Origin of the sequence: Streptomyces alboniger (genome assembly GCF_008704395.1) — a bacterium.
Lineage (GTDB): Bacteria > Actinomycetota > Actinomycetes > Streptomycetales > Streptomycetaceae > Streptomyces > Streptomyces alboniger.
In genome coordinates, this window is sequence record NZ_CP023695.1 from 2302007 (window position 1) to 2316926 (window position 14920).

Annotated in this window: 8 protein-coding genes; 5 read left to right on the forward strand and 3 right to left on the reverse strand. The window is 72.5% G+C overall.

Annotated features, from left to right (window positions below):
* Positions 1–4: 4 nt before the first annotated feature.
* From CP975_RS10150 to CP975_RS10160, 3 genes are read right to left on the reverse strand one after another with little or no spacing between them, the layout of a single operon-like run.
* Positions 5–7492 (reverse strand): non-ribosomal peptide synthetase, encoded by a 7488-nt coding sequence (locus tag CP975_RS10150; RefSeq protein WP_150476779.1) that lies wholly within the window; start codon positions 7490–7492, stop codon positions 5–7.
* Complete coding sequence (locus tag CP975_RS10155; RefSeq protein WP_150476780.1) at positions 7489–10956, reverse strand: type I polyketide synthase; 3468 nt, start codon at positions 10954–10956, stop codon at positions 7489–7491. Before CP975_RS10155 ends, CP975_RS10150 begins: the two co-directional genes overlap by 4 nt.
* Positions 10953–12305: an MFS transporter gene (locus tag CP975_RS10160; protein WP_150476781.1), complete on the reverse strand. Its 1353-nt coding sequence runs from the start codon at positions 12303–12305 to the stop codon at positions 10953–10955. Before CP975_RS10160 ends, CP975_RS10155 begins: the two co-directional genes overlap by 4 nt.
* Before the next feature lie 257 nt (positions 12306–12562).
* On the opposite strand from CP975_RS10160, the gene CP975_RS10165 reads away from it, so the two are divergent.
* The 5 genes from CP975_RS10165 (at position 12563) to CP975_RS10185 (ending at position 14818) form a co-directional block, all read left to right on the forward strand.
* Positions 12563–12802, forward strand: a complete 240-nt coding sequence (locus CP975_RS10165) for a response regulator transcription factor (RefSeq protein ID WP_055533960.1) — start codon at positions 12563–12565, stop codon at positions 12800–12802.
* A 66-nt stretch (positions 12803–12868) separates the two neighbouring features.
* On the forward strand, positions 12869–13474 hold the full coding sequence (locus CP975_RS10170) for a GNAT family N-acetyltransferase (protein ID WP_150476783.1): 606 nt from the start codon (positions 12869–12871) through the stop codon (positions 13472–13474).
* Between the two features lie 195 nt (positions 13475–13669).
* On the forward strand, positions 13670–13999 hold the full coding sequence (locus CP975_RS10175; RefSeq protein ID WP_055532072.1) for a hypothetical protein: 330 nt from the start codon (positions 13670–13672) through the stop codon (positions 13997–13999).
* Positions 14000–14044: 45 nt separating this feature from the next.
* Positions 14045–14356 carry a pore-forming ESAT-6 family protein gene (locus CP975_RS10180; RefSeq protein ID WP_030780634.1) on the forward strand — a complete coding sequence of 104 codons (312 nt, stop codon included), beginning with the start codon at positions 14045–14047 and terminating at the stop codon, positions 14354–14356.
* Positions 14357–14416: 60 nt separating this feature from the next.
* The gene (locus tag CP975_RS10185; RefSeq protein ID WP_070321242.1) at positions 14417–14818 is read left to right on the forward strand and encodes a DUF6507 family protein; all 402 of its coding nucleotides are present in this window, start codon (positions 14417–14419) and stop codon (positions 14816–14818) included.
* Positions 14819–14920: the final 102 nt, after the last annotated feature.

The following is a 14920-nucleotide window of genomic DNA, read 5'->3' on the forward strand; positions in this document are numbered from 1 at the left end:
CCGCTCAGTCCTCACCCTCCCCCGCGTCGGTTCCGGGGACGGCGACGACCTCGGCCAGGAGATCGACGTACGCGCTGGTCCACGCCTCGACCGTGGCGCGGTCCCACAGGTCGGTCGAGTACTCCAGGTAGCCCGAGAGGATGTCGCCGGTGGGGATCAGACCGAAGTTGAACTCGGAGCGCGCGCCGGGCACCGCGAGGTCCTCCACCGCCGTGGTCACGCCCGGCAGTTCGATGTCCGTCTCCAGCGAGCTCTGATACTGGAAGCCGAGCGTCAGCCGGTCCGGGACCTCGGTGCCGAGCACCTCCCGCAGCTCCCGCGCCACCGCCCGGATCGGCGCGGCGTGGTCGATGGCACCGACCGTATCGCGCGCCACCTGATCCACCAGCGCACCGAACGACCCGGTGCCGCCGCCGCGGATCCGCAGCGTGAAGGACGACACCGTGCAGGCCGCGAGCGCCTCGAACTCCCGCCGCTCGCGGTTGGCGTAGGAGATGCCGAGCAGGATGTCCGGCTCGCCCGTCACCTTCGCGACGAGGCGGGCCAGGGCCGCCGCCGTCACCACGAAGGGCGTCGTGCGGTGCCTGCGCGCCAGCGCCTCCACGCCGGCCCGTACGGCACGCTCCACGGTGAACAGCACCACGTCACCCTCGCCGCTCAGCTCTGCGGGGCGGGGCCGGTCCAGCGGCAGCGACACGTCGAAGGGGGCGCCCTCCAGCTGCCGCGCCCAGTAGTCGACCAGGCGGCCGCCGTCCTGGGTGCGGCTCCGCTCGCGCTGCCAACGTGCGTACTCACTCGGCTGCGGCACGGACTCCGACAGGCCGTGCGGCTCTCCGGCGGCCTCCGCCCGGTAGAGCGCGGCCAGTTCGCGCAGCAGGACGCTGACCGACCAGCCGTCGCAGGCCGAGTGGTGCAGGACGAACACCAGCGCCCAGCGGTCGCGGCCGTAGCGCAACAGCCGAAGCACGGGGGCGAGTTCGGCCTCGATGTCGAACGGCACGGCGGCGGTCTCCGCGGCCAGACGCTCGGCCTCGGCAGCGGCCTCGTCCGCCGAGCCGGTGCGCGCGACCAGATCCTCCTCGGGCAGCTCGACCGGCCGGGGGCGCAGCGCCTCCTGCCACCACTCGCCCGTCACCCCGTCCTTCACGAGGCGGGTGCGCAACGCCTCGTGCCGGGCCACCAGTTGGGTCAGCGCCGCACGCAGGGCGGGTACGTCGAGGGCTCCCGTGAAGGTGAGGCGCATCGCCACGTTGTAGATCTGAGGGCGGGGGTGGGTCAGATGCCGGGTGATGAAGGCGTCCTGCTGAGCGGTGACGGGGGCTCGGTCGAGTACGTCAGCCGTACCCCCGTTCCCGATAACGCTCCCGCCTACGTGCCCGTTCCCGCCCGCGCTCCCCTTCTCGTGCCGCGAGAGGAACGCCGCCATCGCGCGCAGCGTCGGCTCCTCGTAGAAGCGGGCGACGGGGTACTCGACGCCGAACTCCTCCCGGACACTGTTGGCCAGTCTGACGGCGGTGAGGGAGTGGCCGCCCAGCTCGAAGAAGGAGGCATCGGGACCGACCGCCGCCGCCTCGATGTCGAACTCCTCGGCCCACAGCTGACGCACGCGCGCCTCGACGTCCCGCCGCGCGGCGGGGGCGGACGCCGGGGCTGGGGCGGCGGACGGCGCCCGGTGGAGTGCCGGTGTGGTGGCGCCGGCCGGTGCCGCCGTGATCGAAGGGGCGGGAAGCGCCGCCCGGTCCAGTTTTCCGTTGGCGGACAGGGGGAGTCCGGGCAGCACGGACCAGGCGCGGGGCACCAGGTGGTCGGGGAGGCGCGCCGCCAGTTCCGTTGCCAGGCGGTCGGCCAGCTCCTGGTGGCTATTCGGGGCTGCCGCCGTCGCGGGTACGACAGCGGGTACGACATAGGCGGCGAGGCGGGCCTCGTCCCGCTGGTCGCGGTGGGTCAGGACGACCGCCTCGGCGACCTCCGCCAGGCCGTTGAGGATGTGCGAGACCTCTTCGGGCTCGACGCGGTAGCCGCGTATCTTCACCTGGTCGTCCGAGCGGCCCCGGAACTCCAGGGCCCCCGTCTCCCCCCAGCACACCAGGTCACCCGTGCGGTACAGCCGCTCCGCGCCGCCCAGCGGGTCGCGGACGAAGCGTTCCGCGGTCAGGTCGGGGCGGCCCAGATAACCGGTGGCCACCCCCGGGCCGCCCACGTACAGCTCCCCCACTTCCCCGGCGGGCACCTCGCGGCCCCCCGCGTCGAGCACCCGCAGGGTGACGTTGTCGACCGGGCGGCCGATCGGGATAGGGGCCCCGGAGGCGGTGGCGGCGGTGGTGGCGGTGGTGGCGGCGGGCTCCACCGTGTGGACCGTGCAGAGCACCGTCACCTCGGTGGGGCCGTACACGTTCACCGTCTCGTACGGGGCGCCGGGGCGCGGCCGGGTGCGCAGGACGTCGCCGCCCAGGAGCAGGTGCCGCAGCGGCGGCTGCCGGTCGTCGGGCAGGGCGAGGACGGCCTCGCCGAGGGCGGTCGGCAGGATGGAGAAGGTGATGGCGTGGTCCGCGTACCAGCGGGCCAGCGCCGCGGGATCCTTGCGGACCGTCTCGTCGGCGACGACGACCGTGGCGCCCGCGGCCAGCGCGGGCCAGATCTCCAGCACGGCGGCGTCGAAGCTCTGCCCGCACACGGCCGCGCTGCGGTCGTCCGCGGTGAACCCGAAGCGTTCGTGGTGCCACTGGCACAAGTCCACGACGGCCCGGTGCGGGACGGTCACGCCCTTGGGGGTGCCCGTGCTGCCCGAGGTGTAGATCGCCAGGCAGAGGGACTCGGGGCCGGGAGCGGCCCCGGGCGGTGCGTCCACGGACGCGGACGGCGCGGCGTCCACGTCCACCACGGCGGCTCCGTCCGGTGGCGTCGGCCGCTCGTCCGCCCGGCCCTCGCCGTTCACCACGAGGATCCCGGCACCGCTCTCCGCGAGGATCGCCTCGGCCCGGGCCCGGCCCTGCCCGGGGTCCAACGGCACATAGCCGAGGCCCGCCTTGAGGGCGGCCAGCATGGCGACGATCAGATCGGCGCCACGCGGCAGCCACAGGGCGACGGGGGCGCCGCCCTGCGCCTCGGCACGCCCGCGGTCGCGCTCGCGCAGGACGGCCGCGAGCCGCTCGGCGCGCTCGTCCAGCTCCCGGTACGTCAAGGTCTGCTCGCCGCTGATCACGGCGGTCCGGTCGGGCGCCGCCTCGGCCCACCGGGACGCCAGGGCGTGGACGGTGCTGCGGGTCCGCTGCCGGGTGCGCCCGCGCCGCCATGCCTCGGGCACCGCGCTCCCGGCCCCCACCGCCTCCGCGAGGACCTCACGGAACGTCCCGAAGAGGGCGTCGACCGTCCCCTCGTCGAACAGGTCGGTGTTGTACTCCAGGTGGCAGCGGATGCCGTCCGGCTGGTCGGTGAAGTACACGCTGAGGTCGGTCAGCGCCTTGTCGGGGCCCGAGTCGAGCGGGGTCGCCCGCACCCCGGGCAGCTCGAAGCGGAAGGGATCATCGGTCTCGAACTCGGCCAGCGTCTGGAAGACGGGCGTGCGGTCCAGCGCCCGCGCGGGCACCAGCTCCCGGACGACCGCCTCGAAGGGCACGTCGGCATGGTCGTACGCGTCGAGGGCGACCGTGCGCACCCGGTCGAGGAGCGCGCCGAAGTCCGGGTCCCCGGAGAGGTCGAGGCGCAGCGCCAGGGTGTTCACGAAGAAGCCGACGACGTCCTCGTAGGGGGGCGTGCGGTCGGACATGGGGGTGCCGATGACGAGGTCGTCCTGGCCGGTGACGCGGCGCAGCGCGGCCGCGTATCCGGCGAGCAGCGTCATGAAGAGCGTGCTGCGCCGCTCGCGGCTGAACTTCCGTACCGCCGCGGAGAGTTCAGGGGTGAGCGTACGGAACAGGGCGCGGCCGTTCGACGTCATCACGGCGGGCCTCGGCCGGTCCGTGGGCAGGTCCAGGACCGGCAGGTCGCCGTCGAGCACCTTCTTCCAGTACGCGAGGTCCTCCGCGGCCTTCGGGTCGCCGAGGGAGTCGAGCTGGCGGCGGGCGTGGTCGGCGTACGTGCGGTCGAGGGCGGGGAGGCCGGCCGCCGGGGCCCCGGTGGTCTCCGCGCGGTAGAGGGCTGACACGTCGCGGGCGAGGACGGCGGCCGACGCCGCGTCCATCACGATGTGGTGCAGGGACAGGACGAGGACGTGCCGCTCGGTGCCGAGCCGGACCAGGCGGGTGACGAACAGGGGGCCGTCCGTCAGGTCGAAGCGGCGCTCACTCTCCGCCTTGAGGGTGGCGGCGACCGTGTCGCTCCCGGGGGCCGTCGTCCCGTCGACGACCGCGAAGTCCACCTCGCCGGGCGGCCGGGCGAACTGCCGCGCTTCTCCCGCCACTTCGCGGAAGACCGTGCGCAGCTGCTCGTGCCGCGCGGTGAGCGCGCACAGGGCGGACCGCAGCGCCTCGACGTCCAGCGGGCCGTCGAGCTGGATGGCCTTGACCTCGTTGTACGCGGTGCGGCCGGGCAGCATCCGCTCCAGGAACCAGATCCGCTGCTGGCCGGGTGACAGGGGTGCGCCGGCATCGGTCTCGGGGGCGGCCGGGGTGGGCGTGGGTGTCACCGTGGGCGTGGGCGTCGGCGTCGGCGTCGGCGTCGGCGTCGGCGTCGCGCAGGATCGGCGCAGCGCGTCGAGGTGGACCAGGCCGGCGCGCATCGCGGACGGCTCCACGCCGAAGTCGACCAGGGCGACCACCTCGTCGGCGCCCGCGGCACGCACCTCGTCCACGACGGGCCGCACGCTCCCGGGACTGCCGATGAGGGCGCGCTGGTCGCAGTAGCGGTCGTAGGCGCGGCGGAACACCACGTCCAGGTCGTCCTCCGTCATCGCCGACAGGTCGACCTGGTGCCCCAGGCTGTTGGCGACGCCGCCGAAGAGCGAAAGGGAGGCCCGCATGTACCGGGACAGCGGGTCCCGGGCCTCGGCGCGCGCCGCCTCGTGGTCCTCGGCGAGGTAGGTGTGCAGGAGCACGGCGACGTGCCCGGCGTCGGGGTCCAGGCCGTGCTCGGCGCGCGTACGGCGGTAGAGCGCGATGTTCTCCCGGAGCTGGTCGACGCCCTGCGTCATGAGGTTGGTGACGATGCCGAGGTCGTGGCGGGCGGCCAGCTGGTACGAGGCCGGGTTGCCGACCACGGCCGTGTACATGGGCGGGGCGTCCTGGACGGGTCGCGGGAACAGGCGCAGGTCGCTCTCGCCGTCACCTGTGGTGCGGCGCACGGCGTCGCCGCGCCACAACTGCCTCACCTGTGCGACCTGTTCGTACATCGACTCCTTGTGGGAGCCGAAGCGCTCGGGGAAGAAGACGAAGTCGTTGGCGTGCCAGCCGCTGGCGCAGCCGATGCCGACGCGGCCCCCGGAGAGGTTGTCGACCATCGACCACTCCTCGGCGACGCGGATGGGGTCGTGCAGCGGGAGGACGACGGACCCCGCGTTGATGCGGATGCGGTCGGTCTCGCGGGCGAGCGCGGCGGCGAGGACGACCGGGTTGGGGAAGAGGCCGCCGAAGGAGTGGAAGTGCCGCTCGGGGATCCACAGCGAGTGGAAGCCGTTGCGGTCGGCGAAGCGGGCGGTCTCCAGGAGGTGGTCGTACTTGCCGTGCCGTGGGGAGCGCTCGTCCTGCGGATAGTCGCCGAAGAAGTAGACGCCGAAGTCGAGGGGGCGACTCGGTCGCCGTTCCTTCACCTCGGCGCGGGAGGCGGGGGCCGCGGGTTCCGTGCGAGAGGCGGTGGCCACGGGTTCAGTGCGGGAGGCGCTGGCCGCGGCGGTGCCGTTCCAGGCGATGACCTGGGGCTTCGGCCTCGGCTTCGGCTCGGGCCGCGGATTCGGTACGGCGGCGACGGGTGCCGCCTTCGGATTCGGCTTCGGCTTCGGCTTCGGCTTCGTACGGAAGAAGCCCGCGTCGCGCAGCTCGCGCAGGGATCCCTTCACCGCGTCGACGATGAACTCGACGTCACCGTCGGTGTGTTCGGTGGAGAGGAAGAAGTTGCGCCACTCCCACACGTGGACGCCGCGCAGCATCAGGTGGTGGTAGAGCAGCTCCATGTCCGCGCGGTGCTCGAACCGGAACATCGAGCCGAAGTGGCTCATGCTCAGCGCGAACTCCTCCGCCTCGAAAAAGGCGTTGAGCGTGGCCGCCAGCTCGTCCGTGCGCGCGTTCAGCCGCTCCTGGAGGCGCGGGCTGTGCTCCTTCAGGTGGGCGAGTACGGCGCGGGCGGCGACCATCGAGACCGGGTGCTGGATGTACGTACCGCCGAAGAACGTGGTGTCGGCCTCGGGGTAACTGTCGTCCCCGTAGCTCCAGTACCCGCCGTCGATGCCGTCCATGATGTCGGCCCGCCCCGCGATGGCCCCGATCGGGAAACCGCCGCCGAGCAGCTTGCCGTAGGTCGCCAGGTCGGGGGTGACGCCGTAGAGGTCCTGGGCGCCGCGCGGCGCGGGGCGGAAGCCGGTCAGCATCTCGTCGAAGAGCAGCACGATGCCGTGCCGTCGCGTGACCTCGCGCAGGCGGCGCACGAACTCGGCCGGCCGCAGTGAGGGATGCCGGCTCTGCACCGGCTCGACGACGACCGCCGCGATGTCGCCCGCCTGCGCCTCGATGACGGCGAGGCTCTCCTCGCCGCCGTACGGCAGGACGAGCAGGTCGGCGACGGCGTTGTGCGGGACGCCCGCGGACATCGGGACGGTGGTCAGGCCCTCGCCGCCGGTGCGCGGGGAGCGGCCGAGGACGTTGTCGTTGTGGCCGTGGTAGGCGCCCTCGAAGGTGATGATCTTGGAGCGGCCCGTGGCGGCGCGGGCGAGGCGGATAGCGGCGGAGTTCGCCTCGGTGCCGGAGTTCGCGAAGGCGACCCGCTCCATGCCGGTCAGCTCGGCGAGGAGTTCGGCCGCCTCGCCGGTCTCCACGTTGCGGGGCCCGAGCTGGATGCCGCGCGACAGGTGCTCGCGGACCGCTTCGGACACGAAGGCGGGCTCGTGGCCGAAGAGCAGCACGCCGAAGCCCATGGTGATGTCGACGTAACGGTTGCCGTCGACGTCCTCCAGCCAGGACCCCTGCGCCCTGCGGCCCGCGATGGGGTACAGCATCTCCTTCGTGCCGCTGCGGAAGCCGACCGCGGCCCGGCTGTCGGCGAGCACCCGGCGGTAGCGCTGGGTGATCCGCTTCGAGGTGGGCGTCTTGGCGGTGTAACGGCGTACGAGGTCGTCCAGGTGGGCCCGCTGGGACTCCGGGGAGCCGCCGCGGACCATGCCGGAGGCGCGGGGCACCTCCAGGCGGGGGCCGTGCTGGGCGGGACGGGGCGCGGGCGGCTCCTCTTCGGCGGACCGCGCCGCGTCCGCCGAGGTGCCCATCTGCTGGGCGATGCGTCGCGACAGCTCGGCCATCGCGGCGAGGTCCTGGTCGACGGCGGCGGAGACGGACCCGTGGGGCGCGCTCATCGGTTGTCCCCCGGGGCGCGGGTGGCCTGGGCGGTCTGGGCTGTCTGCGCTGCCAGCAACTGGGAGAGCTGACCCATCAGTTGGAGCTGCATCTGGGAGAGCTGGTGGACCTGGCGTACGAGGTCATCGACTTCGCGGCGGGTGGCGTACTCGGCGGCCGGGGTGGGAGGGGTGGCCGGGGCGACCGGGGCGGGGGCGGCGATTGGGGTGGGGTCGGGGTACGTCGGCGCGGGGTCGCGGAACGTCGGCGCGGGCGCTGGGGCCGGTGTCACGGCGGGCGTGACCGGCTCGGGCACGGCGGGCGTGGGGGCGGGTGCAGGGGCGGGTACCGGAGTGGGAGCAGGCGCGACGGCCGTCACGGAAGCCGCGTACGGCGCCCCGCCCTCCATGTTCCCCATCTTCCCTACGATGATCAGCGCGAGCCCCTTCGCCGAGCCCGCCTCCTCGAAGAGCTCCCGCATCGACACCTTGACGCGGTGCTCCTCCTCCAACTCCCGCAGTACGCCGATCATTTGCAGCGAGTCCGCGCCGAGGTCGAAGAAGGAAGCGTCCTCCGCTATCTCACTCGTGTCGTAGCTGAGGTGCTTCGCGGTGACCTTGATGATGTGCTGGAGTACGCGCTCGACCGCTGCCTCGTCCTGTGCCACTTCGGCTGCCACTTCGGCCCCATCCCTTGCCGGTTGTGCGGGCCGGGGAAGGTGGTTCTCCGGCCCTGTCCAGTAGTCCTTGTGCTGGAATCGGTAGCCGGGCAGGGGGATCCTGCGGCCTGCCCCGCCCATGAAAGCCCGCCAGTCGACCGGCGCCCCGGCCCCGTAGAGGCCCGCCGCCGCGTCCCAGAGCGGTTCGAGTCCCGCGCCGCGCCGCAGCGTCGGGTGGACCGCCCGGTTAGGCAGCGCGCGCCGCGCATGCCCGCTGAGCGTGCTGTGCGGGCCCAGCTCCAAAACCGTGCCCGCGTAGGCGTGCGAGGTGCCGAGTTCCCGCAGGGCGTCGGCGAATCGCACCGGCTCACGCGCCTGTCGTACGAAATAGTCGGCATCCGGGGTCCAGCCGGGTGGCCGGGTGCGACCGTCGAGACCGCTGACGAACGGCACCTCGCACGGCGTGAAGTCCACCTCGGCGCACAGGTCGCGCAGCCCGTCGAGGGCGGGGTCGAGCAGCGCGGTGTGGAAGGCGTGCCGCACCGCGAGCCGCCGCGCCGGGATCCCGCGTCCGGCCAGCAGGGACACGAGGGTTTCCACGGCCGCGTCGGGGCCTCCGAGTACCTGGCTGCGCGGGCCGTTGGTGACGGCCAGCTCCACGCCGGGCACCTCGGCGGCCAGCTCAAGCGCCGTGCTCAGCTCGACCGGGACCGCGAGCATCCCGCCGGGCGCGCAGAGGCGGCGCATCAGCGCACCGCGCCGGGCCGTCAGGCGCAACCCGTCCGCGAGGGAGAGCGCCCCGGCCGCGTGCAGCGCCGCGTACTCCCCGACGCTGTGTCCGGCGACCACGCCCGGCGTGATCCCGGCCGTCTTCCACAGGCGGACGAGCGCGCTCTGCAACGCGAAGAGCGCGGGCTGCGCCACGTCGGTGGGCCAGTCCTGCTCGGCTCCTGGTTCGCGTTCCGGGTCGTGTGCCGTTTCGTGTTCCGGTCCGTGTGTCGGTTCGTGTTCCGCGCCGAGCAGCGGGGCGAGGAGGCTGTCGCCGCCGGTGAGTGCCGCGTACTGCCGCTCGCAGGCGTCCAGGACCTCGCGTACGACGGGGAAACGCTCGTGGAGCAGGCGTGCCGTGCCCCGGTGGAGGGCACCCTGGCCTGCGAAGAGGAACCCGGTGCCGAGCCCGTCCGTAGCGGCGGCGCCCGGCTTCGGGTCCGCGAGCCAGGCGTCGAGCCCGGCCGTGAGCGCGGCGACCGTGTCGCCCCGTACGGCGAGGCGGCGCCTGCGGTGCGCGCGGCCGAGCGCCAGCGTCGTCACGAGGTCCGCCGGGTGCGTGTCGGGGTGGGCGCGCAGGTGGTCGCGGAGGGCGAGGGCGTTGTCGGCGAGCGCGGCCTCGGTGTGGCCCGCGACGACCAGGACGCCGGGCGGCGGCAGTGCGCCGGCGGGGCGGGGCGCGGGTTCTGGGGCCTCTTCCAGGACGACGTGGACGTTGGTGCCGCCGACGCCGAACGAACTGACGCAGGCCCGGCGCGGTGTGGCGCCCCGCGGCCAGGGGCGCGGCGAGTCGGGGATGTAGAAGGGACTGGCCGCGAGGTCGAGGGCGGGGTTGGGACGGCGGAAGTTGGCCATCGGCGGGATGACTTGGTGCCGCAGCACGAGCAGCGCCTTGACGAGGCTCGCCAGGCCCGAACACACGTCGAGGTGACCGATGTTGGCCTTGACCGAGCCGAGCGCGCAGTAGCCGGTGCGGTCGGTGTCGGCACGGAACGCGGCGGTGGCGCCCTCGAACTCGATCGGGTCGCCCTTGAACGTGCCGGTGCCGTGCGTCTCCAGATAGCCGACGGTGCCCGCGTCGACCCCGGCCCGCTCCAGGGCGCGGCGGATGGCGCGGCGCTGGCCGTCGGCGCTGGGCGCGGTGAACGCCCGCTTGTCGGACCCGTCGTTGTTGACCCCCCAGCCGCGGATGACACCGTGGATGTGGTCGCCGTCCGCGACGGCGCGGTCGAGGCGCTTGAGCACGACGGCCGCGACGCCCGTACCGCCGACGGTGCCGTCCGCGTCGGCGTCGAAGGGCCGCAGATAGCCGCTCTTGGAGAGGATGGAGCCCTTGACGTACTGGTAGCCGAGGATCTGCGGCACGTGGAGGGCGGTGGCGCCCGCCACGGCGATGTCGCACTCGCCGAGGGCCACGGCCTGCGCGGCGAGAGTCACGGCCAGCAGCGAACTGGAGCACGCCGTCTGGACGTTGACGGCCGGACCGGTCAGGCCGAGGCGGTACGACGCGCGGTTGGCGGTGAAGTCCGTGAAGTTGCCGACGGTGACCTGGAGACCGGCGACCCAGTCCGCGACGCCGTCCGGCAGGACGTTGTTCTGGAGGTAGGTCTGGAAGGTGTAGAGGTGGTACCCGGTGCTGGCGTAGACACCTATTCCATAGCGCCCGCCGCCCCCTCGCCCCCCTTGCCCCTCTTCCTCGTCGTCTCCGTCCTCCCAGCCCGCGTATCCGGCGTTCTCCAGGGCGTGGTGCACGCACTCCAGGAAGAGCCGCTGCTGGGGGTCGGTGATGCGGGCCTCGTTCGCGCTCATCCCGAAGAAGGCCGGGTCGAACCCCGCGATGTCCTCCAGGGCGCCGCTCGCCCCGACGAACTCCCCGGACCGGTACTGCTCCTCGGGCACGCCGGCGGCGGCCAGTTCGGCGTCGGTGAAGCGGCGGACGCGGTCGGCGCCGGTGCGGATCGTGTGCCAGAACTCCTCGGGGGTGTCGGCGCCGGGCAGCCGGAAGGACATGCCTACGACGGCGATAGCGTCGCGCGCAACAGGGGGAGGGGCGGTCATCGGGCCTCACTTTCGACGGACGGCCCGGCTGGAGGAGCCGCGCCCTCGGCGGACGGTCCGGCCGTAGGAGCCGCACCGTCGGCGGCCGACGCCCCCGCTGCCGGCACCGCCCCGCCACCCGTACGCCCGTACCGCACCAGCACCACGAACATCCCGAGACAGAGCGCGATCGCCAACCCGTGAAGCAGGCCCACTACTTGGAGGGGTGTGAAGCGGTCGAGGAGCGCGCCGCTGACCAGCATCCCCAGCCCGAAGCCGGTGTTCTCGACGGAGGCGGACAGGCCGAAGAGCCGGCCGCGCTGTTCGTCGGGGGCGGCCTGGAGCCGGCTGACGTAGGCGATCTCGGTGAGCCCGTCGGCCATGCCCGCCACCAGCGCGGCCGCGACGGCGACGCCCGTGGGCAGCCCGGCGAAGACCACGATGAAGGCGGCCGACATCACGCAGGCCCCGATCGCGAAGGCCCGCTCCCCCGGCCCCTGCCGCCCGTCGCGTCCGGTCCAGCGCCCGCAGATCTGCTGCATGACGATGTTGCCGATGGCCCACGTGGCCCAGAACTGGCTGACGAACGTCGCCGGATGGGACGGATCGAGGGCGCTGGAGTAGACGGGCAGGGCCACATTGTGCGAGGACGACCCGAGGCCGTCGGCGGCCCTGACGGCGATCATGACGGCCAGTACGGGCGCGGCGCGCAGCAGAATCAGAGAGCCGAGGTTCTTGGCCTTGCCTTCCCCCGAAGCACCCCTCTGCTTGCCCTCCGGAACTTGCGCACCCCGCGCCGCGCTCGCGACCTTCTCGGCCCTGGTGCGAATGGGCAGGGACATCAGCACGCTCGCCGAGACCGCGAAGGAGGCGGCGTCGAGGGAAATGGCGGCGACGTATCCCAGCTGCGCGACCACGACGCCCGCCGAGGCGAACCCGGCGATCATGGCGAGCGAACGCCCCGTGGCGAGCAGCGAGTTGGCGCGCACGCGCAGCTCAGGGCCGACGATCTCGGGGATGCTGCTGCGCAGGGCGACCCCCGAGAGGGTCGAGCAGAACCCGGTGACGACAGCGAGTACGTACAAAAGCCCCGCACGTCCGCCCGCGGGAGCTATCAGCAGCGCTACCATGGCGACGCACTGCGTGAGATCGGCGCCGACCATCAACCTCTTACGGTCGTACGCCGAGACCAGCCGTCCGCTCACAAAGCCGGATACGACGCTGGTCATCAGACGTACGGCCATGAAGAGCCCGGCGGCCAGGGCGCTGTCGGTCACCTCGTAGATGAAGACGTTCAGGGCGACCAGGTTCAGGTAACTGCCGTAGGCCGAAACGCCGTTACCCACGACGAGCAGGCGAAAGTGCCTCAACGTTCCCCCTGGTCCGCCTCAGTGCTGCCACTCACCCGGTCGTGCACGGCTGCGCTCAGCCGAGACCGCTTCACACTCACTCGCTCCGAAGCGCGCCTAAAGTCACCCGAGTTGGTGACTTGACAGGATCAGCAGCCCTCGGTATGGCAGGGTCTTCACCAGACGGGCAAGGATTCCTTTCTGTTTCCGCACGGCCGTGGTTAGATCAAGTCGCGGTCACAGCCCCGAAGATGTCGCCCGTCCCTCCCGGAGGGAAGATGCCTGTAACCAGCCGCCCGCAGAGCGCTCCGGCGCTGTCCCACAGGGAGCGTCAGGTGCTGGCCCACATCGCGGAGGGCCTCTCCCACAAGCAGGTGGCGCGGCGTCTCGGCATCAGCGTGCACACGGTGAGCACGTACTTGCGCCGCATCCGAAGCAAGCGGACGGCGCCGACGGTGGCGCATCTGATCCGCCTGAGCATGGCGGAGGACGTCGCCGCGCCGGCCGGAAAACCTTGAGCCTCGCAGGGCCTGAGCCTCGTAGGGCTTGAGTCTCCCCGGACGGGAGGGCCGAGAATGACGAGCATGAACCCACCCCACCCCTCCGTCGTACTGAAGTCATCCGTCGTACTGAAGGCGGACGCGACCCCCGCCACCCCGGCCCTCACCCTCCGCCCCTGGCGGGAGCAGGACGTCACCGCACTGGTCGAGGCACATCGGGGCGCGCCTCCCGCCCTCCCCGCGGCGGCCCCCACCGTGGAGAACGAGGCGGACGGCAGGCAGTGGATCCGCGCACAACAGGAGGGGTGGGCCACGGGCACCCGGTACGCCTTCGCCGTACTGGAGGCCGGGCCCGACGGCTCCGAGGGCGCGCTGCTGGGCCACGTGGCCCTCAAGGACGCGGCGCCCGGCAGGCCCTCGGCCGAGGTCGGCTACTGGACGGCGGTCCGGGCCCGCGGCCGAGGCATCGCACCCCGCGCCCTGGAGACCCTGACCACCTGGGCCTTCACCACCTTCGGCCCCACGGGCCTGACCCACCTGGAACTCCTCCACCAGGTGACCAACCCGGCCTCCTGCCGTGTCGCCGAGAAGACGGCCTACACCTTCACCGAGACCCTCCCGCCCTGGCCCCCCATGTACCCGGCCGAGGGCCACCGCCATGTGCGCCATGCCGCCACCTCGGCACGGTAAGCGGAACGCCGTAGGGGACGCCGTCGGGTCGTGGGCGGAATCACGCCACGCCGCATCCAACCGCGTTGCGCCTGCAACGCTTGATGGGACAGGATGTTCGATACGCTACGGGGCGTGAGGGGCGTATGCGTCTGCTGTGACGGCAGTTTGCTCGCGGCGCGCACCACACAATCGGGGATGCACAGGGGTGGGCTTGTGAAGTTCGACATGGGAGACACGACTCTCGCGGTGCTCGGGAAGAACACCGCGGGATCCAGCGACGACCTCGGGACGTTGATCGGCCTCCTGGTCCAGGCGGCCGAGCCGCTGGAGGGCAAGTTCAACGGAGCGGGCAAGGCGACCTTCGACTCGTTCAAGCTGCGTGCGGACGAGATCACCGCGGATCTGAACGGGGCGCTCTCCTCGATTCTGGGTGGGCAGGCCGGCATGGACACCGCGTTCGGCTCGGGTGATCAGGAGCAGTCGGACAACGCCCACCAGAACATGGGCGCGGCGAACTTCGACGGCGCCCGCTTCGCCGGCTGATCCGGCCACACCACACCGAACTTTCCTACGCAGAGGGACTTCAGCATGGCTGGAAACCAGAACCGCCGCTCTTACGACACCGCCGCGTCGTCCGACGTTCAGGGCGGTTTGCAGATCATCATCGGCCAGCTGGAGCGGGTGCTCGGCGACCGCGACCGCGCGGTGAAGGCCGCGATGGCCGATTACCAGGCCGACGGTGTGTCAGACGACTACCACGGCAAGGAAGTCCGCTGGAACAAGGCCGCCAACGAGGTGCGGGACATCATTCGTCTCGTGCGCACCACGCTGGAGCAGAACGACGGCACCGCCCAGTCGACGCTCGCGCGGGCGCGGGCCGCGGTCGCCAACATCGGCTGACCGGCTGCCGCGGCGGGTCGGCACGGATACGGGGTCACGGGGCGGAAGCAGGGGGTTGGCATGCCTGAATGGGATATCGAGCCGGGCGGGGTGAGCGACGTCCTGTCACGGGTGAACGACGTACTGGGCGCCTTGGATCGGCACGTCGGTGGGTACGGCGAAGACCTGGGAGGCGCCGCGAAGTCGGCCGGGGCCCTCGTATCGGGAGGAGCCTCCGAAGGGGGACAGAGCCCGGTCACGGGTCTGGTCGCCTCGGCGCTCGTCGAGTTCGTCGAAGGCACCGCGAAGGAAGTGCAGTTCATCGGCGCCAGGGCAGCCAAGTCGGTCACCGGCGCGATGGTGGCCACCGCTGCCTACGAGACGGGCGACCTGGAGATCGCGGCCGAGGTGCAGCGCTCCGCCTCCAGTGTCATCGATCCGCTCCGGGAGTGGTCGACTCCCCCCACGGGGGGCTCCCTGTGATCAGTGCGGCGGACGTCCCTCACTTCACGGGTGATCTCGAACAGTTGGAGCAGCACACCTCCGGACTGCGGAGTCATGCCGGCGCCCTGCGTGAGGCGGGCA

What these genes read in the sequence shown, in the direction of transcription:
- CP975_RS10150 (WP_150476779.1), bottom strand. Translation starts at nt 7,492, where the DNA reads ATGAGCGCGCCCCACGGGTCCGTCTCCGCCGCCGTCGACCAGGACCTC.
- CP975_RS10155 (WP_150476780.1), bottom strand. Translation starts at nt 10,956, where the DNA reads ATGACCGCCCCTCCCCCTGTTGCGCGCGACGCTATCGCCGTCGTAGGC.
- CP975_RS10165 (WP_055533960.1), top strand. Translation starts at nt 12,563, where the DNA reads ATGCCTGTAACCAGCCGCCCGCAGAGCGCTCCGGCGCTGTCCCACAGG.
- CP975_RS10170 (WP_150476783.1), top strand. Translation starts at nt 12,869, where the DNA reads ATGAACCCACCCCACCCCTCCGTCGTACTGAAGTCATCCGTCGTACTG.
- CP975_RS10180 (WP_030780634.1), top strand. Translation starts at nt 14,045, where the DNA reads ATGGCTGGAAACCAGAACCGCCGCTCTTACGACACCGCCGCGTCGTCC.
- CP975_RS10185 (WP_070321242.1), top strand. Translation starts at nt 14,417, where the DNA reads ATGCCTGAATGGGATATCGAGCCGGGCGGGGTGAGCGACGTCCTGTCA.